At 66.7% G+C, this 24,266-nt stretch carries 22 protein-coding genes; 6 read left to right on the top strand and 16 right to left on the bottom strand.

Annotated features, from left to right (window positions below; genetic code table 11):
* Position 1: 1 nt before the first annotated feature.
* From BFF94_RS30370 to BFF94_RS30355, 4 genes are all read right to left on the bottom strand, one after another.
* Positions 2–907 (bottom strand): metal-dependent hydrolase, encoded by a 906-nt coding sequence (locus tag BFF94_RS30370; RefSeq protein ID WP_128845409.1) that lies wholly within the window; start codon positions 905–907, stop codon positions 2–4.
* Positions 904–1,839: an SDR family NAD(P)-dependent oxidoreductase gene (locus BFF94_RS30365; RefSeq protein ID WP_219140170.1), complete on the bottom strand. Its 936-nt coding sequence runs from the start codon at positions 1,837–1,839 to the stop codon at positions 904–906. The genes BFF94_RS30370 and BFF94_RS30365 overlap by 4 nt, the downstream gene beginning before the upstream one ends.
* 21 nt (positions 1,840–1,860) lie before the next feature.
* Positions 1,861–3,444, bottom strand: coding sequence for a flavin-containing monooxygenase (locus BFF94_RS30360; RefSeq protein WP_128845404.1), 1,584 nt, complete (start codon positions 3,442–3,444; stop codon positions 1,861–1,863).
* Between the two features lie 246 nt (positions 3,445–3,690).
* Positions 3,691–4,362, bottom strand: coding sequence for a lysoplasmalogenase (locus BFF94_RS30355; RefSeq protein WP_219140169.1), 672 nt, complete (start codon positions 4,360–4,362; stop codon positions 3,691–3,693).
* A 350-nt stretch (positions 4,363–4,712) separates the two neighbouring features.
* On the opposite strand from BFF94_RS30355, the gene speB reads away from it, so the two are divergent.
* The gene (gene speB / locus BFF94_RS30350) at positions 4,713–5,681 is read left to right on the top strand and encodes an agmatinase (RefSeq protein WP_128843837.1); all 969 of its coding nucleotides are present in this window, start codon (positions 4,713–4,715) and stop codon (positions 5,679–5,681) included.
* A gap of 74 nt (positions 5,682–5,755) precedes the next feature.
* Here the strand turns inward: speB and BFF94_RS30345 are convergent, their stop codons facing one another.
* From BFF94_RS30345 to BFF94_RS30325, 5 genes are all read right to left on the bottom strand, one after another.
* Positions 5,756–5,965: a hypothetical protein gene (locus BFF94_RS30345; protein WP_128843838.1), complete on the bottom strand. Its 210-nt coding sequence runs from the start codon at positions 5,963–5,965 to the stop codon at positions 5,756–5,758.
* A 283-nt stretch (positions 5,966–6,248) separates the two neighbouring features.
* Positions 6,249–6,452, bottom strand: a complete 204-nt coding sequence (locus BFF94_RS30340; RefSeq protein WP_128843839.1) for a cold-shock protein — start codon at positions 6,450–6,452, stop codon at positions 6,249–6,251.
* Between the two features lie 368 nt (positions 6,453–6,820).
* Positions 6,821–7,111, bottom strand: a complete 291-nt coding sequence (locus BFF94_RS30335; protein WP_128843840.1) for a DUF1330 domain-containing protein — start codon at positions 7,109–7,111, stop codon at positions 6,821–6,823.
* Positions 7,112–7,202: 91 nt separating this feature from the next.
* Positions 7,203–8,258 carry an aldo/keto reductase gene (locus tag BFF94_RS30330; RefSeq protein WP_128843841.1) on the bottom strand — a complete coding sequence of 352 codons (1,056 nt, stop codon included), beginning with the start codon at positions 8,256–8,258 and terminating at the stop codon, positions 7,203–7,205.
* Positions 8,259–8,330: 72 nt separating this feature from the next.
* On the bottom strand, positions 8,331–8,921 hold the full coding sequence (locus BFF94_RS30325) for a flavodoxin family protein (RefSeq protein WP_128843842.1): 591 nt from the start codon (positions 8,919–8,921) through the stop codon (positions 8,331–8,333).
* Between the two features lie 116 nt (positions 8,922–9,037).
* On the opposite strand from BFF94_RS30325, the gene BFF94_RS30320 reads away from it, so the two are divergent.
* Positions 9,038–9,943 carry a LysR family transcriptional regulator gene (locus BFF94_RS30320; protein ID WP_128843843.1) on the top strand — a complete coding sequence of 302 codons (906 nt, stop codon included), beginning with the start codon at positions 9,038–9,040 and terminating at the stop codon, positions 9,941–9,943.
* 81 nt (positions 9,944–10,024) lie between these two features.
* On the opposite strand, the gene BFF94_RS30315 is transcribed toward BFF94_RS30320, so the two are convergent.
* From BFF94_RS30315 to BFF94_RS30300, 4 genes are all read right to left on the bottom strand, one after another.
* Positions 10,025–11,005 (bottom strand): sulfonate ABC transporter substrate-binding protein, encoded by a 981-nt coding sequence (locus tag BFF94_RS30315; protein WP_128843844.1) that lies wholly within the window; start codon positions 11,003–11,005, stop codon positions 10,025–10,027.
* 124 nt (positions 11,006–11,129) lie between these two features.
* Positions 11,130–11,969, bottom strand: coding sequence for a MerR family transcriptional regulator (locus BFF94_RS30310; protein ID WP_128843845.1), 840 nt, complete (start codon positions 11,967–11,969; stop codon positions 11,130–11,132).
* 9 nt (positions 11,970–11,978) lie between these two features.
* Entirely contained in the window at positions 11,979–12,539 is a 561-nt protein-coding gene (locus BFF94_RS30305) for a GNAT family N-acetyltransferase (protein WP_128843846.1), read from the bottom strand.
* Positions 12,540–12,619: 80 nt separating this feature from the next.
* A complete protein-coding gene (locus tag BFF94_RS30300; RefSeq protein ID WP_219140168.1) occupies positions 12,620–13,492 on the bottom strand; it encodes a LysR family transcriptional regulator in 873 nt (290 codons plus the stop codon).
* A gap of 131 nt (positions 13,493–13,623) precedes the next feature.
* On the opposite strand from BFF94_RS30300, the gene BFF94_RS30295 reads away from it, so the two are divergent.
* On the top strand, positions 13,624–14,622 hold the full coding sequence (locus tag BFF94_RS30295; protein WP_128846948.1) for a quinone oxidoreductase family protein: 999 nt from the start codon (positions 13,624–13,626) through the stop codon (positions 14,620–14,622).
* A 59-nt stretch (positions 14,623–14,681) separates the two neighbouring features.
* Here the strand turns inward: BFF94_RS30295 and BFF94_RS30290 are convergent, their stop codons facing one another.
* Positions 14,682–16,196: an MDR family MFS transporter gene (locus BFF94_RS30290; protein WP_128846945.1), complete on the bottom strand. Its 1,515-nt coding sequence runs from the start codon at positions 16,194–16,196 to the stop codon at positions 14,682–14,684.
* 231 nt (positions 16,197–16,427) lie between these two features.
* Between BFF94_RS30290 and BFF94_RS30285 the strand changes: the two genes are divergently transcribed.
* Positions 16,428–17,987: a methyl-accepting chemotaxis protein gene (locus tag BFF94_RS30285; RefSeq protein WP_219140167.1), complete on the top strand. Its 1,560-nt coding sequence runs from the start codon at positions 16,428–16,430 to the stop codon at positions 17,985–17,987.
* A 58-nt stretch (positions 17,988–18,045) separates the two neighbouring features.
* Here BFF94_RS30285 and BFF94_RS30280 read toward each other — a convergent pair whose 3' ends face one another.
* Together BFF94_RS30280 and BFF94_RS30275 are read right to left on the bottom strand one after the other, a co-directional pair.
* Complete coding sequence (locus tag BFF94_RS30280; RefSeq protein ID WP_219140166.1) at positions 18,046–19,713, bottom strand: ATP-binding domain-containing protein; 1,668 nt, start codon at positions 19,711–19,713, stop codon at positions 18,046–18,048.
* A 106-nt stretch (positions 19,714–19,819) separates the two neighbouring features.
* On the bottom strand, positions 19,820–20,674 hold the full coding sequence (locus BFF94_RS30275; RefSeq protein WP_128847914.1) for a helix-turn-helix domain-containing protein: 855 nt from the start codon (positions 20,672–20,674) through the stop codon (positions 19,820–19,822).
* A 224-nt stretch (positions 20,675–20,898) separates the two neighbouring features.
* Here BFF94_RS30275 and BFF94_RS30270 point away from each other — a divergent pair, with 224 nt between their 5' ends.
* The gene (locus tag BFF94_RS30270) at positions 20,899–22,233 is read left to right on the top strand and encodes an NAD(P)/FAD-dependent oxidoreductase (protein WP_219140165.1); all 1,335 of its coding nucleotides are present in this window, start codon (positions 20,899–20,901) and stop codon (positions 22,231–22,233) included.
* 60 nt (positions 22,234–22,293) lie between these two features.
* Positions 22,294–23,388 (top strand): potassium channel family protein, encoded by a 1,095-nt coding sequence (locus BFF94_RS30265; RefSeq protein ID WP_128848521.1) that lies wholly within the window; start codon positions 22,294–22,296, stop codon positions 23,386–23,388.
* Positions 23,389–24,266 lie beyond the last annotated feature (878 nt).

Genomic DNA, 24,266 nt, shown 5'->3' with positions numbered 1-24,266 from the left:
GTCATGCCTGCGCAACCGGGTGCAGCGGCACGCGGCGCGGGGCGGCCTGCGTCGCATAGCGCGCGTTGGTCGCGTCGATGTTCTCGAGCAGCGTGTCGAGCCCCTGCAGGTACTGGTGGTTGTCGTGGTCCCACGGGTGGAAGCCCGGGCGGAAGTAGTCGAGCCATTCGCGCGCGATGCTCGGGAACACGCCGTGCTTCGGGCCGTACAGATACTTCACGAGGCGCCACATGCCGCCGAACTTGCCGTGTTCGCGACGGTGCGCGCGCATCAGGCGCACGTGGAAGTCGAACACGATGGTCCAGAAGAACACGGTCGTCGTCAGCATCGTGCCCGTGCGCAGCAGGTAGCTGCCGAGGCCCGGCTTCATCACGGTGCGCCATACGTCGTACGACACCGCCTTGTGCTCGGTTTCCTCCATCGCGTGCCACATCCACATCTGCTGGTAGCCTTCGACCGAGCCGTCGATCCGGTGTTCGTGGCCCGACAGCAGCTGGTTCGCGAGGATCGCCGTGTAGTGCTCGAGCGCGATCGTGATCGCGAGCTGCATCGAATGCGGCAGCGCCTTCCTGAACCAGCCGAGGATCGTCCACAGGCGCTTGTCGAGCTTGTGCGCGGGCAGGCCCGACGACTGCAGCAGGTCGTTGTATTCGATGTGCTCGCGCGTGTGCATCGCTTCCTGGCCGATGAAGCCGAGCACCTGCTTCTTCAGCTCGGGATCCTCGATCCGGTCGCGGTAGTTGCGCACCGAATCCATGAAGAAGCGTTCGCCGGCCGGGAACAGCAGCGACAGCGCGTTCATGAAGTGCGTGACCGGCACGCCCTGCACGTGCCAGTCCTTCGCGCGTTCGGGCGGCAGCGCGAACCGGATGTCGCGCCGCACGGGCATCATGTTCGGGGTTGTCATGATTGTTCTCCTCCCTGATTGCCTGCGTTGTTGTAGGTGGCGTGAAGCGGGGCGGCCGCCGGTGCGCCGCGTGCGGCATGGCGGCGGGCCTTCGCGGCCTCGCGGCGCGTCGCGAGCACGACGAGCGCCTGGTACGCGGCCGGCAGGATGCGCGCCATCCAGTCCGCGCCCTTCGCGTCGCGGCCGATCAGCACGCGGCGCTGGTTCTTGCGCACGCCGGCGAGGATCGTGCGCGCGGCGTCGTCGGCGGTCGTGATGAAGAACTTCTCGAAGCTGTCCTTGCCTTGCTGTTCGCTCTCGACGATGAAGCCGACCATGTTCTTCGCGACGCGGCTCGACTGCGCGATGTTGGTGCGGATGCCGCCCGGATGCACGCAGGTCGCCGACACGCCGCACTTCATCATGTCGAGCTCCTGGCGCAGCGATTCGGTGAAGCCGCGCACCGCGAACTTGGTCGCGTTGTAGCCGCTCATGCCCGGCTGCGCGAAGATCCCGAAGATGCTCGACGTGTTGATCACGTGGCCGTCGCCCGATGCCTTCAGGTGCGGCAGGAACGCCTTCGTGCCGTGCACGACGCCCCAGAAGTTGATGTTCACGATCCACTCGAGATCGCTGTATTCCATTCCTTCGATCGTGCTCGACAGCGCGACGCCCGCGTTGTTGAAGATCAGGTTGACCTTGCCGTGTTCCTTCGCGGTGTCGTCGGCCCACGCGAACATCGCGTCGCGGTCGCCGACGTCGAGCATGCGCGTCGACACGCGCACGTTCGGCGCGATCGCGCGGACGATCCGTTCGGTTTCGGCGAGGCCGACGCCGTTCTTGTCGGCGAGCGATACCTGGCAGCCGGCCTGCGCGAGCTGGATCGCGAGCGCGCGGCCCATGCCCGAGCCGGCACCCGTGATCGCGGCGACCTTGTTGGTGAAATCTCTCATGTCGGTGGCTCCTGGTCTGGCTCAGGCCGCTTCGGCGGAAGTGGAAGCGGAAGCGGCGGACGCGGTGACGGGCCGCGCGGCCGTGTCGTGCCGCGGCGCGCGATACGCGTGGTAATCGGCGATCGAGAAGCGCGCGGTCGCCTGGCGGAAGCGCCACGTGAAGCCCGGCCACAGCGTCGTGTTCTTGCCCGTGCGCGGATCGAGGTACCAGCTCTTGCAGCCGCCGGTCGACCAGATTGCCTTCTTGAGCTTGCCCTGCAGGTCGCTGTTGAACTGCGCCTCGACGAGCGGGCGCACCTCGATCGCATCCGCGCGCTCGCGGTGCATCGCCTGCAGCGCGCCGAGGATGTATTCGATCTGCGACTCGATCATGAACACCATCGAGTTGTGGCCGAGGCCCGTGTTCGGGCCGACGATCATGAAGAAGTTCGGGTAGCCGGGCAGCGTCGAGCCGAGATACGCGTGCGCGCCGTCGCGCCACGCGTCGACGATGTCGAGGCCGCCGCGGCCGACGATTGCGCCGCGCGGATACGGATCGGCAACCTGGAAGCCGGTGCCGTAGATCAGGCAGTCGACTTCATGACGCTTGCCGTCGGTCGTCACGACCGCGTCGGCTTCGATATGGTCGATGCCGGTCGTGACCACGTCGACGTTCTTGCGCGACAGCGCCGGGTAGTAGTCGTTCGAGATCAGCACGCGCTTGCAGCCGAGCGTGTAGTTCGGCGTGACGACCTTGCGCAGCTCCGGATCGGGAACCTGCTTGCGGATGTGGCGCAGCGCGAGCTTCTGCACGTTCTTCATCAGCGACGGATGGATCGCGAAGCCGATCACGCGCGATTCGAGCATCCAGTAGATGCCGCTGCGCACGGCCTTCTGCGTGACCGGCAGCGTGCGGAACAGCCACTTCTCGAGCCCGGTCAGGTTGCGGTCGGGCTTCGGCATGATCCACGGCGGCGTGCGCTGGAACAGCGCGAGCGCCTTCACGCGCGGCGCGATCTGCGGCACGAACTGGATCGCGCTCGCGCCGGTGCCGATCACCGCGACGCGCTTGCCTTCGAGCGCATAGTCGTGATCCCACTGCTGCGAATGGAACGCGCGGCCCTTGAAATTCTCGACGCCGGGAATCGCCGGCAGCGCGGCGCGCGACAGGCCGCCCATTCCCGACACCAGCACGCGCGCGGACAGCCGCTTGCCGTTCGCGAACGTGAGGCGCCAGCGCTGCGCGGTTTCGTCGTACTCGGCGCGCTGCAGTTCATGGTTCAGGCGCAGGTGCGGGCCGATGCCGAAGCGCTGCACGCAGTCTTCCAGGTACGCGCGGATTTCCGGCTGCGGCGCGAACATGCGCGTCCAGCGCGGGTTCGGCGCGAACGAGAACGAATAGACGTGCGATTGCACGTCGCATGCACACCCGGGGTAATGATTGTCGCGCCACGTGCCGCCGACCGACGCGGCCTTCTCGAGGACGACGAAGTCGGTCACGCCTGTTTGCCGCAGGCGGATCGCCATCCCGAGACCGGCGAAGCCGGTGCCGATGATGGCGATGTCGATGGTTTCGTCCAGGCCGTCGTGGCCGGGTGGACCGAAAGGCAACGTGCGAGCATTCATCCGGGTGTCTCCGATTTGGCTCATTTTTGAATGTTACATTGGTTGATGTAACGATAGTGGGTGCACCCGGAAACCGCAAGAGGCTAGAAGCGGCGCTCTAAGGTCGGGAAGCCAGACGGGAAAAGGCTGAGCGGGGTTTGGAACGGGCCGCTTTCCGCATTGCGGGAGACGCGGAAAGGGCCGTCGACAGGGCGTGAGAGGCGGTAGACGAGACTGCCGGCGCGTGGCGGTCTGTTTGAAACGGTATCAGGGACGGATCGATCGGGCGGCCGTCTCATGGAAAACCCCGGCCACGATCGTGACCTGCGCGAGCGCGTAGAGGCCCCAGATCAGGTAGTCGATGCCGGGAAAACCGCCGAGGAACCGGCCGACGCCGATCAGCGTATCGGAGCCGACGAAGATCAGGCTGCCGACGGCGACCAGCGGGCCGTGCGTGCGGGCGGCGAGCGCGAAGCTCGCCATCACGCACAGCACGAGCATGTAGACGGCGACCGGCGCCAGCAGCTCGCCGAGGTGCGGGAGGAAGGCCAGGTAGAACGCCGGTGCCGCGATCCATAGCCCGACGAGCGCGACGATGCGCCAGCCATGCGGCCGCGCACGCCAGCGCACGAAGATCGCGCAGTAGCACAGGTGCGTGAGCAGGAACGCGCCGAGGCCGAAGACGAACGACAGCGGCCAGTCGGGCAGCGCGAGCAGCACGTCGCCGAGCACGGCGGTCGCGAGCGCCGCGCACAGCCACGCGCGTTCGCGCGGCGCGCCGCAGGTGCTGCCCGCCGCGAGCAGCAGGATGCCCATCGCGGTTTTCGCGGCGGCCTGGCCGGGATAGGGCGCGGCGGCGAGCGACAGCCCGTACAGCAGCGCGGCGGTGACGGCGAGCGGCCAGAGCCGGCGATAGGTGGCGGGAAGCGTGGCGATCAACGCGGGTGTCTCCGGTTTGTTGTTGTCTGCGGTGGATGGCGCGCCGTCGAGGGCGCGGCTGCCGGCCATTATCCGGAAGAAAGGGCGCGCGAAAACCGGCGAATCCTTCTAGGAAACGGGACAAGGCGGCTGCCGGATTTCTTTGGCGCGTTGCCCCGGCTGCACCGGGGCAACGACATCGATTCGGCTTGCTATGATCGCCGCGGTATTGCCGTTGTCGATGTCGTTGTCCCGCCCGGCCGTGCGACAGGATGCACAAGCCGGTGCGTGCCCGATGAATCCATGCCGTGTCCGGCCCGCGCGCCAATGCGAAGCGGGGCGGGCCGGCCTCCACGAAAACAGATCCGACCATGACCGAACTTCTCCACGGCGACGGCGCGATCCGTCGCACGACGCCGTACGGCTCCTCGATCGAAAACACCTATGCGGGCGTGTTGTCGTTCATGCGCCGCAACTATTCGCGCGCGCTCGACGGCGTCGATGTCGCGATTTCAGGCGTGCCGCTCGACCTCGCGACGACTTACCGCTCCGGCGCGCGGCTCGGGCCCGCCTCGATCCGCGCGGCGAGCGTGCAGCTCGCGGAGCTCAATCCGTATCCGTGGGGCTTTGATCCGTTCGACGATCTCGCGGCCGTCGACTACGGCGACTGCTGGTTCGACGCGCACAACCCGCTGTCGATCAAGTCCGCGATCGTCGAGCATGCGCGCACGATCCTGCGTTCGGGCGCGAAGATGCTGACGCTCGGCGGCGACCACTACATCACGTATCCGCTGCTGGTCGCGCACGCGGAGCGCTACGGCAAGCCGTTGTCGCTGATCCATTTCGACGCGCACTGCGATACGTGGGCCGACGACGATCCGGACAGCCTCAATCACGGCACGATGTTCTACAAGGCGGTGAAGGAAGGGCTGATCGATCCTGCGACGTCGGTGCAGGTCGGCATCCGCACGTGGAACGACGACTTTCTCGGGATCGAGCGGCTCGATGCCGCGTGGGTGCACGACCACGGCCCGCGCGCGGCGGTCGAGCGAATCGTCGACATCGTCGGCGCGCGGCCCGCGTACCTGACGTTCGACATCGATTGCCTCGATCCGGCGTTTGCGCCCGGCACGGGCACGCCGGTCGCGGGCGGGCTGTCGTCCGCGCAGGCGCTGGCGATCGTGCGTGGGCTCGGTGCGGTGAACCTGGTTGGCGCGGATGTTGTCGAGGTTGCGCCGGCATACGATCACGCGGATATCACCGCGATCGCGGCGGCGCATGTCGCGTGCGATCTGCTGTGCCTGTGGCGGCAGAAGAAGGTGGCGGGTGCGTTGAAGTAAGGCGGCGGGCGCATGCCGCCGGCGCGTTGCGCGCGGCGGCGGATCGATGGCCGGGCGTTGTGTTTAACCGCGGTTTAACCGCGCGTGTCGACCCAGTTGCGTGCCCAGCGGGTCGAGTGCTGCAGCGCCTGCTCTTCACTCGTGAAGTAATCGAGCGAATAGAACTGGTAGCGGCCTTCGGCGCGTTCGAGCAGCAGGTTGGATGAAAAGCTACCGTCGGGCAAACGATGTGCCGAGGGTTGAACGGCATAGCCGTTGTATTGTTGAATTCGTTGGTTGTGCATTTTAATTTTAATGATGTTCGAGTGCGCGCGTGCCGTGCGAAATGTGCACGGGTGCGCCGATTCAAAGCCATTGCGAGCTGAATCTGAAGCAGTCGGAAAGCGGAAAAGGGGCCTTGCAGCCAGAGGGGAGAATGAAGTGCAACGAGGCGTGTGGCGCTCGGCAAGCTGCTGAATCAACAGATGCAGCTAAGAGCAATCGCGCCAACTTTGGGAGACAAAGCGCTCCGCGAGGATGTCGCTGCAACCCGGCGTCCGTTTGACGGGAGGCCGGGTCCTTCAAACTTTACAGCGGCGTGATGTTGGCCGCTTGCAGACCCTTCGGGCCTTGCTTCGTTTCGAAGCTCACCTTCTGATTTTCAGCCAGCGTCTTGAAGCCGTCGGCTCGAACTTCGGAGAAGTGAGCGAACAGGTCGTCGCCGCCGTTGTCCGGGGTGATGAAGCCAAAACCTTTGCTGTCGTTGAACCACTTGACGATACCGGTATCCATGAAGAATCCTTGAAGAAAAAAATAAGAAAATCTGCTCTGCAAAAGAGAGCGCTTGAAGCGTCAAGGAGGGAGAGGACAACGAATACCGCTGGGAAGCGAGCAATTGATGAACAGCAATCGAACTTCTTGAACTTCTGGCGACACACTACCCGCCGGTAGTGCCAGCGTCAATCGTTATGTTGTAACTGTTTCACTGGGCGGTCCGTTTTGCGGATGAAACGATGCGGCCCAGCCCGGCTGCGCGCCCAGTCCGGCATGACGCGCAGCTCGGACAGGGCCGATGCGGTCGGCGGCGCTGCACGACCCGCATCGGCCCTCGGATTGGACGCGAGCGCGACGGTAGCTTTTGGCCGGCAGCGCGTTCCGCGTCAAGCCATCCCTTCGAGGATGACGAAGGTTCCCGTTGCTGCCCCGGCGCGGAGCGCCCTGGCGGTCTGGTACTCCGGGCTGTCATAGAAGCGCTTGGCCTCGGCGAACGAATCGAACTCGAGAACCACGTGCCGCTCGTGAGCCTCGCCTTCGAGGTTTTCATACTGTCCCCACGCTGCAACGACCTTCGGCCCGAACGTTTTTATTGCGTTGCCCGCGGCTTCTGCATAGGCGGCGTAGGCGGTTGCGTCCGAGACGCTGACATGTGCGATCAGATAACCTTTTGGCATGTGGATCCCTCTTGAGTAGTGAGCACCCGTAATTCGACACGGGGCGCGTTTGCAATCGTCCCGTCAAAGGGATCGATGTGCAGCCGCCGGCCTATTTCGACGCGACGCGCGCGAAAGGTTGGGGGAGCCGGCCAGCCTCCTGACGATCGATCATCCAGCCGGGATAGCACGGAGGCAAAGCACTCACTGCGTCGAGGCGCGCAAGCTCGTTCCCGGTAAGGACGACATCGGCCGCGCCGAGATTGTCTTCGAGCTGTTCGATCCGTTTGGCGCCGATGATGACGCTCGTGACATGCGGCTTGGCGAGTAACCAGGCGAGCGCGATCCGGGCGACCGACACATCGTGCGCGTCGGCGATGGCGCGCATCTCCGCAACGCACGGCCACGCACGATCGAGATCGACCGGCGGAAAATCGAAATGGCTGCGCCGCGAACCTTCTTCGGTTGGCGCACCGGGACCAAACTTGCCCGACAGCAGTCCGCCGGCGAGGGGCGACCAGACGAGGAGCCCCATCTGCTCGTCGACAGCGAGCGGCACCAGTTCGCGCTCTGCGTCGCGTCCGGCGATCGAATAGTAGGCCTGGAGCGTCTCGAAGCGCGTGGCGTGAAGCGCCGCGCTCAGCCCGAGCGCTTTGCCGATCTTGCCTGCGCGCCAGTTCGAGACGCCGACGTAACGGACGAGGCCCTGTCGCGTGAGATCGTCGAGGGCGCGCAGTGTCTCTTCGATCGGCGTGACAGGATCGCTGGCGTGAATCTGGTACAGGTCGATATGGTCGACCTGGAGCCGTTCCAGGCTTCTCTGCACGGAATCCATGATGTGACCGCGCGACGCCCCCTGGCCGTTGGGTTTGGGGCTCATCACGCCGGCCGTCTTGGTCGCCAGCACGATCTCGTTGCGCGGCACGCCGATGTCTCTCAGCGCTTGTCCGACGACGCGTTCGGAGTGGCCAAAGGAATAAATGTCGGCGGTGTCGATGAAGTTGATTCCCTCGGCAAGCGCGCGGGCAATCAACCGGTTCGCGTCGTCCTGACCGACTGCGCCGATCGCCTTCCACATACCGGCATCGGCGTTGCCGCCCATCGTCATCGTGCCGAGGCACAGCTCGGAGACATGCAGGCCGGTGCGGCCAAGTTGCTTATATTTCATGGCAGTTTCCTTCAGGATTGACCGGACGAAATGCGGCCGCGCCCGGTCGGTGGCGTCCCGCACGTCGGCATTTCAGTTGCGTTGGGATCTTCCGGACCGAAATTGCGCGGCGATCATCGCCACGCGTGCACCGTAGCGGCGGGCCGTCTCGAGATCCCCTGGCGACATCTCGTCAGGCGACGCATCGGCAGGTGTCTGCGCCATCGGCGCGATGTAGGAGCCCATGCGGTTCAGGTCGTCACGCATCGAGGCTTTCAGGTTGGCCGGCTTGATGTCCATGCTGACCCAGATGCCGCCGTGCTGCCCGGCCAGCAGGAAGAAGTACTCGAGCGTATTGAGCTTGTCGCCGTTGATACTTGCGCTATTGGTAAAGCCGCCGAATACCTTGTTCTGCCAGCCACCTTCGAACCAGATCTTCGAGGATGCGTCTGCGAACTTCTTGAACTGCCAGCTGGGGCCGCCCATGTAGGTCGGCGAGCCGAACAGGATCGCGTCCGCGCCGGCAAGCGTGTCCCAGGCATCCTCGGCAAGGTTTCCGTCGGTATCGATTGCGACGAGTACGGCGCCGGCGCCTTCGGCGATGGCTGTTGCCATACGCCGGGTATGACCGTAGCCGGAGTGGTAGACGACGACCGTTCCAGCCGGCGAGTTGCGTTGATTCATGGTGGTTCCCTTTCGTTCAGGTTGTGCCGCGGACGACATGGGAAGCCACTCTACTGAGTCGCCACTGGGTTATAAACAACGGTAAATTGAACGTTCTGTTACTTGCCGGGTAAACAATGCAAAACCTCGACGCGCTCTTGATTTTTGCCCGTGTCGCCGAAATGACGAGCTTCACGCGTGCGGCCGAAAGCCTGGGTATTCAGAAGGGACGTGTGTCCATCGTCGTCCGCGGGCTTGAGCGAGACATGGGTGTCGCGCTCCTGCATCGGACCACGAGGAGCGTGCAGCTCACTGAAGATGGGCGCGCCTTTTATTCCCGCGCACGGGATCTGCTGGCCGAAGTGCAGGAATTGCAATCGATGTTCTCGGGGAATGGCACACGACTGCGCGGCAGGTTGCGCGTCGACATGCCCACCGAATTGGCGCGAAGCGTCGTGGTTCCGGCACTGCCGCAACTGATGGCGGCGCATCCGGACCTGGAGCTTGAACTTTCCAGCACCGATCGGCGTGTCGATCTCGTCCAGGAAGGGTTCGATTGCGTGATCCGGCTGGGCCCGATCGTCGACGACACGCTGATTGCCCGACCGCTGGGCAAACTGCGCATGACGAATGCGGCGAGCCCGGGCTATCTGGCACGGTACGGCGTGCCGCATACGCTCGACGATCTGCGCAGCCAAGGACACAAAATGGTCCACTACACGCTGACGCTCGGCGCCAGGCATGCCGGATGGGAATACCCGGACGGCGACGGCTATGCGTGGCTCCCGTTGCCAAGCGCGATGCAGGTCAACAGTGTCCAGACCTATCATGCAGCCGGGCTTGCGGGCATCGGGTTGATCCAGGCGGGCTATTCAGCGCTCGCGCATCACCTTGAAAGCGGTGCGCTGGTAGAGGTTCTGCCCGACTTGCGTCCGGAGCCTCTCGCCGCGTCGCTCGTCGTGGCCCATCGGCGCAATCTGTCGCCGCGCGTGCGGGCCTTCATGGACTGGATCGAGGGAGTATTGGCGCCCTATTTTGACTAGCCCCGAACACTCGGGAAGAAAAAAAGCCGACGGGCAGGGTGCCCGTCGGCCTCTTTCGAGTGGGTTCGCGCTGCGTTCGCGTTATTTCGCCGCCAGCGCGCTCTTCACGCTTTGATCGATCCACGCATTCTCCGCGACGCTCAGCTTCTGCGGAATCAGCTTCGCCGCATGGAACGCATCGGCAACCCCCTGCTGCGCCGCGACGATCCGGTCATCGAGCGGCACCGCGCCGAACGGCACGCGCTTGAACCACGTTTCAACGAGCGGTTGCGGCAGCCCGACCTTCGGCGCGACCAGCGCGGCGGTCTCGGCCGGATGGCCGTTGACCCACTGGCCCGTGTCGCGCGCCTGCTTCAGGATCGCGCCAACCACGTCCGGATGCTGCTGCGCGAAGTCCCGCGTCGCTTCATAGAAGTTGTTGGTGGCCGCGAGCCCCGTGTAGTCGGACAGCGTGCGCACCTTCAGCGCGTTCTGTGCGGCCGCGTAATACGGATCCCATACGACCCACGCGTCGACGTTGCCGCTCTCGAACGCGGCGCGCGCGTCGGCCGGCGCGAGATACACGGGGCGGATTTCGTCGTAGCGCACGCCGGCCTTCTTCAGCGCTTCGAGCAGCAGGTAGTTCGCGCTCGAGCCTTTCTGCAGCGCGACCTTCTTGCCGCGCAGGCCGGCCACCGAGCGGATCGGCGAATCGGCCTTCACGAATACGGCTTCGTTGTGCGGCGCCGGCGGTTCCGCGCCGACATAGACGAACTGCACGCCGGCGGCCTGCGCGAACACGGGCGGCGGCGCGCCCGTATAGCCGAAGTCGATGCTGTTCGCGTTCAGCGCTTCGAGCAGTTGCGGGCCGGCCGGAAATTCGAACCACTGGACGCCATAACCGAGCGGCTTGAGCCGCGCTTCGAGCGAGCCTTGCGCCTTGATGACCGACAGCAGGCCGGCCTTCTGGTAGCCGATGCGCACGACCTTGTCGGCGCCGCCCTGCGCAAAGGCCGACGCGGCGGCGAGCGCGACGAGCGTGACGGCGGCGGTGCGGGTGATCCAGCGGGTGAAACGAATCATCGAACGAACTCCATGCGAAACATCTTCGGGCGAGCGGCCGGTGCCGCTCGGTTGGAAGAATCGTCGCATGGGCGATTACGCCCGCAAACGAAGCATTGCCGATATCAATATGACGGCGGCGGCCCTATGCTTTGTCGCCGTTGCCTTGTGAATCGGGCGTGCCGGACTGCCGCGCGGCCTCGTCGCTGAGCTTCTTGTCGAGGATCGTCGCGACGCGGCCGCCGAGATAGGCGCTCGCCGCGGTTTCGAGCGCGCGGTTCGTCTCGCCTTCGACGAACACGGCCGCGAGCGGGCGCAGGCGCCAGATTGCGTCGACGAGTTCGGGCACGTCGGTGGCGGGCGGCAGCGTGCCGGCGTCGTAGCGGTCGAGCCGCTTCACGACGAGATCGACGAGCAGCCGCGCGATCGCGTCGAAGTGCGGCCGCGCGAGGCTGATCACGTCGAGCAGCTCGCGCGGCGGGATGCCTTCCTTCGTCATCGCCGCCGCCGCCTCGAGCAGCGCGGGGCTCTTCGCGACGAACGACAGGCCGCGCCGTTCGAGCAGGCCGAGCTCGGTCACGCGTGACAACTGCGTGGTCGCCTGCGGGCCGAACATCTGCGCGAGCGCGGCGAGAGAATAGGTTTTCGGCAGTTCGTGCGACCAGCGGCCGCCGATCGCGTTTTCGAGGCCGAGGATCGAGCGCAGGTCGTGGCCTTCGTCGATCGCCTTGATCAGGTCCTGGATGTTCGACAGCGTATAGCCGCGCGCGAGCAGGTGGTTGATCAGCTTCAGGCGCGCGACGTGCGTGTCGTCGTAGATGCCGACGCGCCCGCGTTTCTCCGGCGGCGCGAGCAGCCCGCGATCCTGGTACGCGCGGACGTTGCGCACGGTGGTGTCGGACACGCGCGCGAGTTCGTCGACCGTGTACTCGTTGCGGGAGTCCGGCGCCGCCTCGTCGGGTGTGGAATGAGTCTGTTTTGACATGCGGCCATTCTAGCGCGACGTGGCAGGCTCGGGCGACGCGGGGAGCGTGTGCGCGCCTTGCCCGAGCGGGCGCTGCAGCAGCGCGGTGTCGATCCAGCGGCCGTGCTTGAAGCCGGTTGCTTTCAGCATGCCGGCCGGCTCGAAGCCGAACGCGCGATGCAGCGACGTCGAGCCGCCGGTGCCGCCGTCGGCGATCACCGCGATCATCTGCCGCCACGGGCCGGCCTCGCAGCGTTCGATCAGCGTCGCGAGCAGTGCGCGGCCGATCCCGCGCCCGCGTTGCGCATCGTCGATGTAGATCGAATCCTCGATCGTGAAGCGGTACGCGCTGCGCGTGCGGTACGGCGTCGCGTACGCGTAGCCGGTCACGCGGCCGTCGCATTCGGCGACGAGATAGGGCAGCCCGTGGCGCAGCACCGCGTCGCGGCGCACGCGCAGCTCGGCGACGTCGGGCGGCGTTTCCTCGAACGACGCGACGCTGTGGTGCACGTGGTGCGCATAGATCGCGTGGATCGCATCGAGGTCGGCGTCGGTCGCATCGCGAACGATGCAGGCGGGGGCGGTGGGCATGGCGGCGGGTCCGGTGAAATCAAAGCGCTACTATGCCGGCCGCCGGGCCGCGTGGCAAAGCCGTGTGCGGCGCTGGCCGCCTACAGCCGGCCGTCCGCCGCATGAACCGCATCGGCGATCGCGTCGGCGACGCGCTGCACGCGCGGCGACCGGCGCACGTCCGGGTGGACGACGAGCCAGATCTCGCGCTCGATGTCGCAACGCGGCGCGGCCGTCAGCTCGACGAGCGGCGCACCGGCATGCGCGGCCGGATCGTCGACGAGAAACCTCGGCAGCAGCGCGACGCCGGCCCCGGCCGCGCACGCGCGATGCTGCGCGGCCAGGTCGTTGGTGACGAACGCGAAGCGGCGCCCGGCCGCGAAGCGTTCGAGCCACTGCTGCTGCGGCGTTTGCGCGAGCGCGTCGTCGTAGCCGACGAACGGCCAGGTGTCGGGCGGCGCGTCCGCCCATTCCGGCGACGCGCACAGCGCGAAACGCATCGTACCGAGCCGGCGCGCGGCGAGCCCCGGCTCGCTCGGCCGCGACAGCCGCACCGCGAGATCGGCTTCGCGCGCGTACAGGTTCGCCGCGTGCATCTCGCCCAGCAGGTCGATCCGCAGCGCCGGCCACGCGCGCTGCGCGCGGGCGAGCCGCGGCGCGAGGAAATGGCTGGCGAACACCGGCGACGCCGACACGCGCACCACGCCGTCGAGCGCCGCCGCGCCCTGGGCGGCGCGCGCGAACGCATGCGCGTCGGTCTCGAGGCGCGCGGCGTGCTCGGCGAGGTGCAGCCCTTCGTCGGTCGGCGGCCAGCCGCGCGGCAGCCGGTCGAACAGCCGGATCCCGAGCGCGGACTCCAGCGCGTCGATGCGCCGCGCGACCGTCGAATGCTGAACCTGCAGCGCGCGGGCGGCGGCCGACAGGCTGCCGCCGCGCATCACCGCGAGGAAATAGCGGATGTCGTCCCAGCTCATCGGCACCACGGACGCGGGAACGGGATCTTGATCGGTCGAATTTTGCACAGTAGATGGGCGATTAACGTGAATTCCGTTCGATTATGCACGATGGGATGATCGTGTCACTTCATTCGATTACGAGGAACGTCATGACCCAGACTGCCACCGCCATCCGGATCGGGATCGACCGCTATGGCGACGCCGGCGTGCTGCGCCGCGTCGATGCGCCCGTCGCGCCGCCCGGTGCCGGCGAAGTGCGGATTCGCCAGACCGCCATCGGCGTGAATTTCGTCGACATCTATTTCAGGACGGGGGCGCATGCATTGCCCGCGCTGCCGGACGCGCTCGGCGTCGAGGCGGCCGGCGTGGTCGACGCGGTCGGGCCCGGCGTGACGGATCTCGTGCCCGGCCAGCGCGTCGCGTATGCGGGCATGCCGACCGGCAGCTATGCGAACCTGCGCACGATGCCGGCCGAACGCGTGCTGCCGATCCCCGACGGCCTGAGCGACGACGCCGCCGCGGCCGGGCTGCTGAAGGGGATCACCGCCTACATGCTGCTGCATCGTGTCCGTCGGGTCGGCCCCGGCAACACGGTGCTCGTGCATGCGGCGGCCGGCGGCGTCGGGCTGCTTGCGACGCAGTGGGCGCGTGCCCTCGGCGCGCGGGTGATCGGGACGGTCGGATCGGCCGCGAAAGCCGCGCTCGTGCGCACGCACGGCGCCGAAGCGGTCGTCGATTATCGCGAGGAGGATTTCGTCGCGGCCGCGCGGGCATTCGGCGGCGGCGCGGGCGTCGATTACGCGATCGACGGGATCGGCGGCGACGTGCTGACGCGCACGCTCGGCGCGATCCGTCCGTTCGGGATGGTCGCGAGCATCGGGCAGGTTGCCGCGATCGGCGCGCGGCAGACGTTCGATCTCGACGAACTCGGGCCGGCCCGGTCGATCGCGCTGGCGCGGCCGAGCGTGCTCGGCTTCATCGCACGCGACGTGGCGGGGTATCGGGACGCCGCGCGCGCGACGCTCGAACGGCTGGCCGGCGGGATGCATGTGGAGATCGGCGCGCGATTGCCGCTCGAACAGGCGGCCGATGCGCACCGGTTGCTGGAGTCGCGCGCGACGACGGGGGGCGTTGTGCTGCTGCCGTAACGGCGGAGGGTTGCGGATTGCGATGCGGCTTGACGGCCTCATCGCGGCTCGCCGGCCGGTCAGTTGTGCTTGCGCAGCGGCGCATCCTCGACGAACCATGCGAGCACGAACGCGATCGCGATCACCGTCGCCGCCGCGAGATACACGACGTGCAGCGAGCCGGCGAACGCATGCAGATACGCGTCGCGCACGGCATCCGGCAACTGGTGCACGGCGGCCGGGCCGAGCGCGGGCGGCAGCTCCGTGCCGGCCGGCAGCGCGTCTGCGATCCGCGACTGCAGCCCGTGCGAGAACAGCGCGCCGAACGCGGCGACGCCGAGCGAGCCGCCGATCGAGCGGAACAGCGTCGCACCCGACGTCGCGACGCCCATGTGCCGGAATTCGACCGTGTTCTGCACCGCGAGCGTGAGCACGGGCATCACCATGCCGAGCCCGATCCCGAGCAGTGCCATGTACGCGTACATTGTGTGCAGCGGCGTGTCGAGCGTCAGTGTCGACAGCAGCGCCATCGCGACGCCGCCGATCAGCGTCCCCCCGATCGGGAACATCCGGTACGAACCGAGCCGCGAGATCAGCCGGCCGCTGACGACCGACGTCACGAGCATCCCGCCCATCATCGGCAGCAACTGCATCCCGGCCTGAGACGGCGTCGAGCCCTTCACGACCTGCAGGTAGAGCGGGATGAACGTGACCGAGCCGAACAGCGCGATGCCGACGACGAAGCCGATCAGGCCGACCAGCACGAAGGTGCGATGGCGGAACAGCTCGAGCGGCATGATCGGCTCGGCCGCGAGCCGTTCTTCATAAATGAAGCCGCCGATCGCGACGAGGCCGAGCACGAGCGTCATCCACAGTTGCGGCGACGTCCACGGCAGCAGCGAGCCGCCTTCGCTCGTGAACAGGATCACGCAGGTGAGGGCGGTGGCGAGGAACGCGGCACCCATGTAGTCGATCCGGTGCTTCACGTGCGCGGTGTGCGGACGGAACGCGATGCCGATCACCGCGAGCGCGAGAAAACCGAGCGGCAGGTTGATCGTGAAGATCCAGCGCCACGACAGGTGCTCGACCAGGAAGCCGCCGAGCAGCGGGCCGATGATCGTCGCGAGACCGTAGACGCCGCCGAACATGCCCTGATAACGCGCGCGGCGATCGGGCGGGACCAGATCGCCGATCGCGGCCATCGTGACGACCATCAGGCCGCCGCCGCCGAGCCCCTGCAGCGCGCGCAGCACGATCAGCTGCGTCATGTCCTGCGCGATGCCGCACAGCGCGGAGCCGGCGAGGAACAGCACGATCGCGACCTGCAGCACGATCTTGCGGCCGTACAGGTCGCCGAGCTTGCCGTACAGCGGCAGCACGACGGTGGACGACAGCAGGTAGGCGGTGACGACCCACGACAGTTGGTCGAGCCCGCCGAGCTCGCCGACGATCGTCGGCAGCGCGGTCGACACGATCGTCTGGTCGAGCGCGGACAGCAGCATGACGAGCAGCAGCGCGGCGACGATCAGGCCGGTCGGCGCGTCGCGGCGGGCCGTTTCGGCGGCCGGTGGAGCGAGGAGGGTGTCGGTTGTCATCGATATATCTGCCATGGCAGGGAATTGAGTCGAAATATAGCCATAGATGATTGACCAGTCAATTTCTGCCCAGCCTTGATATGTTGCAACCGTAACAGGAGATTGCCGGCATGAAAAATTGACCGGGATCAGACAGAAAGCAGGGCCGGATTCAAGTTTTCTGCAGGCAAACCGTAATCCAGAGTGCTGCGGACCGATTGCCGCGGCATTTTTCATTGCTCACGTGCCGCCATGAACCTGAACGCCCTGTTTTCCCGTTTCTCGATCCGCACGCGGATCTTCTCCACGCTCGGTCTCGTCGCCGTGCTGCTCGTCGTGTCGGGGCTGATCGGCCTCGCCGGCATGCAGAGCTCGAACCGCGCGCTCGACGAGGCCTATACGCAGCAACTGGCTGCGAAGACCGCGCTGTCCGCGGCGAGCCTGAACCTGACGATCGTGCGCACGACGCTCGACCGCGCGCTGCTGCATCCGGAAGCGCCGGAAGTGCCCGATCTCGTCAAGAAGGCCGAGAACTATCTCGCGAAGGCCGACGCGGCCTGGCGCAACTACGCGGCGATGCCGCACGACGGCGACGAAGGCCCGCTCGCGAGCCGTCTCGACGCCGCGCGCCAGGCGCTGATCGGGCAGGCGCTGAAGCCGCTGACCGACGCGATCCGCGACGGCCGGCGCGACGAGGCCGACCGGCTGCTGATGACGGTCGCGCCGCCGCTGTCGGTCGCGCTCACGCAGGCGACCGATGCGCTCGATGCGTACCAGGCGGCGCGCGGCAAGGACGTCTACGACACCGCGCAGGCTTATTACGGCTGGATGCGCGCGGGCGCGATCGCGGGCATCGCGTTCGGCCTGGCCGCGTGCCTCGGCTGCGCGATCGGCCTGCATTTCGCGATCACGCAGCCCGTGAACCGGCTGCTGTCGCATTTCCGCCGCCTGTCGGACGGCGACCTGACGTCGGAAGTGCGCTGGTCGTCGCGCGACGAGATGGCCGAGCTGGTCAAGGGCGTGACGGGCATGCAGCGCAGCCTCGCGGACACGGTGCGCCAGGTCAGCCAGGGTTCCGAAGCGATCTCGACGGCGACGCACCAGATCGCCGCCGGCAACACCGACCTGTCGCAGCGCACCGAGGAGCAGGCGTCCGCGCTGCAGGAGACGGCCGCGAGCATGGAGCAGCTGACGGCGACCGTGAAGCAGAACGCCGACCATGCGCTCGAGGCGCAGGCCTGCGCGGACAGCGCGAGCGAGATCGCGACTCGTGGCGCGACGGTGGTCGGCGAGGTGATCGGCACGATGAACGAGATCGACCAGAGCTCGCAGAAGGTTGCCGACATCATCGGCACGATCGAGGGCATCGCGTTCCAGACCAACATCCTCGCGCTGAATGCGGCGGTCGAGGCCGCGCGCGCGGGCGAACAGGGCCGCGGCTTCGCGGTGGTCGCGGGCGAGGTGCGTACGCTCGCGCAACGCTCGGCATCCGCTGCCAAGGAAATCCGCACGCTGATCGGCGAATCGGTCGAGCGCGTCGCGACCGGCTCGCGGCTCGTCGGCGTGGCCGGCGCGACGATGCAGGACATCCAGCAGGCGATCGGGCGCGTGACGGGCATCATGACGGAGATCGCGGCCGCATCGAGCGAGCAGCGCGACGGGATCGAGCAGGTGAACCGCGCGGTGTCGCAGATGGATCAGGTGTCGCAGCAGAACGCGGCGCTCGTCGAGCAGGCCGCGGCGGCGGCGGCGTCGCTCGAAGAGCAGGCCGGCGGGCTGCGTCGGGCGGTGGGGGCGTTCCGGGTAGCTTGATCGGCGGCGGGCGGTGACGGGGCGGACGCACGCCCCGGGCACTCGCCCGCCCGCCGCGTTACACGGCCGCGAGCCGCGCGGCCGCGCGTGACGACGCGACGATCAGCAGCTTCATCGTCGCGCGCGTCGCGCCGACGAACAGCTTGCGCGCGGCGCGCGCATCGAGCGTGTCGAAGTCGACCTCGGTCAGGATCACGCACGGCGCCGACTGGCCCTTGAAGCGGTAGATCGAATCGAGCAGCACGTCGCCTTCGCGATATTCGGGGTTGCCGAACAGGTCGTACTTGCCGGTGAAGCTCTTGATCCGGTGCGGGCCGAGCTGGTCGAGCGGCGCGAGCACCGAGCCTTCGCGGCCGCGGTACGACAGCACAGCGATGTCCTGCTTGCGGAAGCCGAGCGACAGCGCGTGCGTGATCGCGCGCTTGGTCGCATCGATGCACGCGTCGGCCAATGCGTCGCCCGACGCGCCTTCCTCGCCGTAGGCCGACACCGACGGATCCGATCCGTCGAACGGGCTGCCCGAGCGCAGTTCGGCCGCGAGCGGCTCGACGCGGCCGACGACGTCGCGCACGAATTCGAGCAGGTCGCGCGGGCTGCGGTAGTTCGTGAGCGCCTTCAGCGTGACCCAGCCGGGCAGTGCGACGGGCTCGCGCATGTACAGGTTCTGCAGCGGATCTTCCAGCCACCACCATGCGCCGTCCGGCGCCAGCAAACGCTCGAGCGCGGCCGCCCACGGCGCATGGAAATCCTGCCCTTCGTCGACGACCAGCACGTCGAAGCGCCAGCGCTCGGGGATCGGCGCTTGCGCGAAGCGCGCCTCGAGCCGCTCGAATTCGCCGGGCACCTGGAAGTCGGGCGTATAGCCGCCGTCGCGCGCGATCCAGTCGCACAGCTGGTGGTAATTCGCGATCTTCGCGCCGGGCGGCGCGATGCGCGCGATGTAGTCGGCGAGCGGCCGGTTGAAGCACACGTAAAGCACGCGCTTGCCGGCCGCGACGGCATCGCGCATCGCCTGCACCGCAAGCTGCGTCTTGCCCGAGCCGGCCGTGCCGGTGACGCGCAGCCGGAACGGCGCGAATTCGAGCTGGCGTGCCCATGCGGCGAGCCCGCCCGACAGCCGCGTGACGAGCGTGCCGGCCTGCCCGACGAGCGCGCTGGTGTCGGGCGTGAGCGCGAGCTCGTCCGCGAGGAAATGATGGAGCTTCGGTGCGTTCGGAAAGGGTTCGTCGTCCTCGGGCAGGATCTGCAGGATGACCTGCGCGAGCTGCGCCTTGCGCGATGCATCGACGATGCGGTCGGCCGCGACGCCGGCGATCGACGCGTCGCGGATCGAGTAATCGGGGCAATACAGCAGCGCCTCGACGCCGTAGACGCCCGCGCCGAGCGCGGCCGTCAGGCGCCGGTGCAGCGTTTCCTGCGTGCGCGCGAGCTGGATCGGGACATTGCGCTCCTTCTGCAGGTAGACCTTCACGAGCCCTTTCGGCGTTTCGCGCAGGAAGCCGGCCTTCTGCTCGATCAGCAGCACGCGGCCGGCCGGGCTCACGACGACGAACGCGGCCTCGCCGAACACCGAGAAGGCTTGCTCGGCGCGCGTCCAGTGCACGCCGTGATACACGGTGTAGCTGTCGGGCAGCGCGTGTTCGAGCGCGGCGAGCGTTTCGCGCTCGCGTTCGGCCGCGCCGGTCGCGGCGAGGCTTTTCCAGTCGTCGGGGATAAGGCGGGCCATGGAGTCGGGCGAGGGCGTGAACAGGTGCGGCTATTGTACTGAGGAACCTGTTCACGGCAGCGCCGCCGCGCGGACGTCGATCGTCCGGTCGAGGGACGGGCGGAAATTACCCGCGCGCGAGCCGCTTCGCGAGATCGGCGCTGAGGATCGCCATGCGCGCGGGCTTTTCGTAGCAGACGACGTCGAACGCGCGGATCACTTCGCTGATGTCGGCCTCGCTCGCGCGGCCGGTGAGCAGGTCGCCCGTCAGCACGAAGATCGGCGCGCCCGGGTTGTCGGACGTGCGCACGGCCTTGATCGCGGTGGCGGCCGTGCTGTCGTCGAACAGCCATTCGGTCAGGACTGCGTCGAAGGCCTGACCCTGCAGCGCGTCGATGAACGGCGCGAGGCCGTCGAACGCGGCCGTCGCGAAACCCTGCCGTTCGAGATAGCGGCACAGCTCGGTCGCGCTGACGCGATCGGGGTCGATCACCGCGACGACGAGCTTGTCGCTCTCCGCGCGGCGCGGGTAGATCTCGATCTTGTGCACGTCGTACGCGTTCTGGTACAGCACGCCGGTATGGCGCAGCACGCGCCAGCGGCCGTTCTGTTCGTACGCGACGAATTCGGGGCGCGCGCCGGCTTCGAGCGGCGCGCCGATCCATGCGGTGCACGGAATCTCGGCAACGCCCGCGTACAGGACGGCCTCCTGCGAATACGCGCCGACCATGCCGGGGTCGAGCGTTTGCGCGCCGAACAGCTGGGCGGCGGGCTCGCCGTAGGCTTCGGCGACTTTCTTGATCTGCGCGAGCGTCCAGGGGCTGCTGCCGCGCAGTTTGCGATGGCCTTGCGAGAAACTCAGGTCGAGGATGCGGCACAGCTCGGTGGTCTGCTGGCGCTTGCCGATGCCGTTGCGGGTCATCAGCTCGCGCACGCGCTCGGCAACCGCGAGGGAATCCGTGGTGATTGCTTCTATGGTCATGCTACGGGAACGGATCGTGACGTTCAGAACGACGCCTTGCGGCAGTCTCGACGGACAGTCTTCATGACGTCCAATGGCGAGCCGACCGGCCACGCGCGGAAAAGATAACTTTACCGCAAAATGGTCGTCATTCCGTGTCGCGAACGGTGCGTTTGTGTGAAAGGTGTGTCACGACGTTACCGACGCGGCCCGTATCCGGATGTATTAGCGCCTGAAAGGAAGCAATGACGACAACCTATCCGCTGCACGATGGATTGACCCGCGCCGAAACGGCGTTCCCCGCAGAAGCCGATGTCGTGATCGCCGGCGCCGGCATCATGGGCTGCGCAGCCGCGTATTACCTGGGCCTGCGCGGGCTGAAGGCCGTCGTGCTCGACAAGTCGCGCATCGCCGGACAGCAGTCGACGCGCGCCTGGGGCTTCGTGCGGCAGCAGGGCCGCGAAGCCGCCGAGGTGCCGCTGATGATGGCCGGCATGCGGATCTGGGAGGGATTAGAGGAAACCCTCGGTTTCGATCTCGAATGGCGGCAGGGCGGCTGTCTTTATATTGCGGACAACGAAACGGACTGGGCGTCGTTCAACGCGTGGCTCGCGGTCGCGCGCGAGCACGGGCTCGACACGCGCACGCTGACGCGCGCGCAGATCGACGAGCGCGTCAGCGGCCTTGCGCCGCAGGCGCGCACGCTCGGCGGGCTGTACACCGCGACCGACGGGCAGGCCGAGCCGCGCCGCGTGGCCGCGGCGTTCGCCGCGCGCGCAACCGAGGCCGGCGCGCGCTTTTTCGAAGGGTGCGGCGTGACGGCGATCGAGACGGCCGGCGGTACCGTGGTCGGCGTCGCGACCGAGCGCGGCACGATCCGCACGCGGCGCGTGATCTGCGCGGCTGGCGCGACCAGTTTCCGGCTGCTCGACGGCGTCGGCATCCGCTTGCCGCAGCAGGCCGTGCGCGGCACCTGCATGCGCACCAATGTGGTGCCGCCGGTGTCGGCGTCGACGGTATGGGGGCACGGCCTCGGCATCCGGCAGCGCAAGAACGGCGCGATCAATCTCGCCAACGACATGCAGGTCGACGTCGACCTGACGCTCGGCCACCTGCGCGGGTTGAGTCTCTTCTGGCCGGAATTCTGGTCGCAGCGCGACAAATTCCGACTGCACCTGAATTCGGCCGCATGGCGCGATGTGCTGGCACGCATCAACGGCGCGGCCGGGCCGATCGAGCCGCGCGACCCGCAGCCGCAGCCGAATCGCGCGCATGCGCCGCGCGCGCTCGCGAAGCTCAAGGCGATCTTTCCCGCGCTGAAGGATGCGCAGATCGTCGAGGCGTGGGCCGGCCTGATCGACGTGCTGCCCGACGGCATTCCGGTGATCGATGCGCCGGGCACGCCGGCGGGGCTCGCGATCGCGACGGGGTTCTGCGGTCACGGTTTCGCGATGGGGCCGATCGTCGGCCGGTTGCTCGCCGAATGGATCGACACGGGCGCGCCGTCGCTCGACCTGTCGGCGTTTCGCGCGCGGCGTTTCGTCGACGGGACGATGGTGCGGCCGCGCAGCATGCTGTGACGGCCGGGCGCGGGCGTTCCCATCGTAGAATCGAGCCCGCATCCTTCAGGAGATTCCCCGTTGGCTTCGCCCTCTGCCCAGCGCCGCTCGTTGCGCTCACGCCTGCGTCGCGCCCGCAACCCGTGGCAGGCGCCGCGTACGCGCACGCTGTTCACGCGCCCCGCGACATCGCCGCGGCGCACGCTGCTGTTCCGTATCGGCGCGGTCGTGCTGCTGTGCATGCTCGCGTTCCTCGTGCTGTATCTCGATCGCGACGGGTTGCGCGATTCGACCAAGAGCACGCCGATGACCGTCGCCGATCTCGTGTACTTCACGATGGTCACGGTCGCGACGGTCGGCTATGGCGACATCGTGCCCGTCACCGCGCGGGCACGCCTGCTCGATGCGTTCTTCATCGTGCCGATCCGCATCGTCATATGGTTCATTTTCCTGGGCACGGCGTATCAGTTCGTGATCCAGCGCGTCATCGAGGAATTCCGCATGAAACGCCTGCAAAAGCAATTGTCCGATCATATCGTCGTGTGCGGTTATGGCCTGTCGGGGTCGATCGCCGTGCGCGAACTGCTCGAGAGCGGCGTCGATCCCGAGACGATCATCGTGATCGATTCGCAGCAGCAGGCGCTCGAGGCCGCGACGTCGCTCGGCGTGACGGGGCTGCTCGGCGATCCCGCTCACGAGGACCTGCTGCAGCAGGTGCAAGTGCGCGCGGCGAAGGCCGTGATCATTTCGGTGACCGACGATCCGACCGCGATCCTGCTGACGCTGTCGGTGCGCAGCATCGCGCCCGATACGAAGATCGTCGTGCGGATCCAGGAGAACCTGTACCAGCGGCAACTGCGGCAGGCCGGCGCGGACGTGATCGTGTCGTCGACGAAGATCGGCGCGCTGCTGCTCGCGGATGCCGTGCATAGCCGCTACATCGTGCCGTTCGTGAACGACATGCTGTCGACGCGCGGGCGCGCGACGCTGCTGGAGCGCGAGGCATTGCCGCACGAGATCGGCTGCATGACGAACGTCGTGCCGGGCGCGATCATCGTCGGGCTCGATCGTTGCGGGAAGATTCAGTCGTTTTACGAGGACCCGCCGTGCAGGATCGAGGCGGGGGACACGCTGGTCGTGATTCAGTCGGCGCGGATTCCGGATCCGGATGTTTGATGGCTTGGTGTTTTTTATTATCTATAATTTTCAACAGTTTAGTGGCGAGAAGCTTCGTGATTGCTTGTTTATTTTTTGTTGTGTAGGCACGGTATAGGTAATCTGCGTCAACGTGAATCCACGCCGATCGATATCAAGTGCGCCATCGAGTGTCATCGCTATCTCTTCAACGACGCCAGGAGGAGGGCGACGCTTGCTGCAATGACGAATGTCATCGAATCGATCATCTCGCAAAGCCGCTTTCGCGACGAGAAACCGTACGCAGCACGCCAACGTCCTAGGTCGAGTGCTGTATCTGGGACTGGACGCACGCGAGTCCACGATACTCTCCGGCGCTGTTGCCTCAGGTTCTTCTGAGCCAGTGGCCTTGGGCGGAAATCCCCGGGCCGCTTCAATTTCCAGTGCTTCCGAGTGTAGCAGCGTGTTCCATTGGAAACAACGACGGTTCTCGTGATCAACCGTTGTCGTTGATGAACAGCAAGTGCCTAGACCGCAGCGTCTAGCAAGGGATTCATGACGTGAATGCCATGTGATTCAAAAGAAAAAGTTCAAGGAGACCTGATCACTCGATATGCTCGGAAAATCTCTTCCGTTTCGTAGCGGGGCGACTTGTCCACTAACGGGGGCTCCGTTGCAAGTGGTCACTGGGTGTACTGCGCATATGGCTGCGACTACATCAATGCGTACAACTCCGCAGGAGTAAACTTTGAACGAAATGCCCTGGATCAAATCGTATCCCCCCGGCGTGCGGTGGGACACCGACATTGAGCCAATGACGGTCCACCAAATGCTTGATGATGCGGCCGCGAAATGGGGTGATCGACCCGCGCTACAGTTTATGGACAAGCGCCTTACCTACTCGGAGCTACAGTCGCATG

The organism is Burkholderia catarinensis, assembly GCF_001883705.2.
GTDB lineage: Bacteria > Pseudomonadota > Gammaproteobacteria > Burkholderiales > Burkholderiaceae > Burkholderia > Burkholderia catarinensis.
The sequence above is the reverse complement of the archived record's forward strand: the minus strand, read 5'-3'. Positions and strand labels throughout refer to the sequence as shown.

Excerpts from the sequence above, each read along its gene's own strand:
- BFF94_RS30325 (WP_128843842.1), bottom strand. The coding sequence starts at position 8,921 with ATGAATCAACGCAACTCGCCGGCTGGAACGGTCGTCGTCTACCACTCC.
- BFF94_RS30280 (WP_219140166.1), bottom strand. The coding sequence starts at position 19,713 with ATGGCCCGCCTTATCCCCGACGACTGGAAAAGCCTCGCCGCGACCGGC.
- BFF94_RS30365 (WP_219140170.1), bottom strand. The coding sequence starts at position 1,839 with ATGAGAGATTTCACCAACAAGGTCGCCGCGATCACGGGTGCCGGCTCG.
- BFF94_RS30315 (WP_128843844.1), bottom strand. The coding sequence starts at position 11,005 with ATGATTCGTTTCACCCGCTGGATCACCCGCACCGCCGCCGTCACGCTC.
- BFF94_RS30275 (WP_128847914.1), bottom strand. The coding sequence starts at position 20,674 with ATGACCATAGAAGCAATCACCACGGATTCCCTCGCGGTTGCCGAGCGC.
- BFF94_RS30270 (WP_219140165.1), top strand. The coding sequence starts at position 20,899 with ATGACGACAACCTATCCGCTGCACGATGGATTGACCCGCGCCGAAACG.
- speB (WP_128843837.1), top strand. The coding sequence starts at position 4,713 with ATGACCGAACTTCTCCACGGCGACGGCGCGATCCGTCGCACGACGCCG.
- BFF94_RS30330 (WP_128843841.1), bottom strand. The coding sequence starts at position 8,258 with ATGAAATATAAGCAACTTGGCCGCACCGGCCTGCATGTCTCCGAGCTG.
- BFF94_RS30335 (WP_128843840.1), bottom strand. The coding sequence starts at position 7,111 with ATGCCAAAAGGTTATCTGATCGCACATGTCAGCGTCTCGGACGCAACC.
- BFF94_RS30340 (WP_128843839.1), bottom strand. The coding sequence starts at position 6,452 with ATGGATACCGGTATCGTCAAGTGGTTCAACGACAGCAAAGGTTTTGGC.
- BFF94_RS30310 (WP_128843845.1), bottom strand. The coding sequence starts at position 11,969 with ATGTCAAAACAGACTCATTCCACACCCGACGAGGCGGCGCCGGACTCC.
- BFF94_RS30345 (WP_128843838.1), bottom strand. The coding sequence starts at position 5,965 with ATGCACAACCAACGAATTCAACAATACAACGGCTATGCCGTTCAACCC.
- BFF94_RS30285 (WP_219140167.1), top strand. The coding sequence starts at position 16,428 with ATGAACCTGAACGCCCTGTTTTCCCGTTTCTCGATCCGCACGCGGATC.
- BFF94_RS30290 (WP_128846945.1), bottom strand. The coding sequence starts at position 16,196 with ATGACAACCGACACCCTCCTCGCTCCACCGGCCGCCGAAACGGCCCGC.
- BFF94_RS30360 (WP_128845404.1), bottom strand. The coding sequence starts at position 3,444 with ATGAATGCTCGCACGTTGCCTTTCGGTCCACCCGGCCACGACGGCCTG.
- BFF94_RS30370 (WP_128845409.1), bottom strand. The coding sequence starts at position 907 with ATGACAACCCCGAACATGATGCCCGTGCGGCGCGACATCCGGTTCGCG.
- BFF94_RS30295 (WP_128846948.1), top strand. The coding sequence starts at position 13,624 with ATGACCCAGACTGCCACCGCCATCCGGATCGGGATCGACCGCTATGGC.
- BFF94_RS30320 (WP_128843843.1), top strand. The coding sequence starts at position 9,038 with ATGCAAAACCTCGACGCGCTCTTGATTTTTGCCCGTGTCGCCGAAATG.
- BFF94_RS30300 (WP_219140168.1), bottom strand. The coding sequence starts at position 13,492 with ATGAGCTGGGACGACATCCGCTATTTCCTCGCGGTGATGCGCGGCGGC.
- BFF94_RS30305 (WP_128843846.1), bottom strand. The coding sequence starts at position 12,539 with ATGCCCACCGCCCCCGCCTGCATCGTTCGCGATGCGACCGACGCCGAC.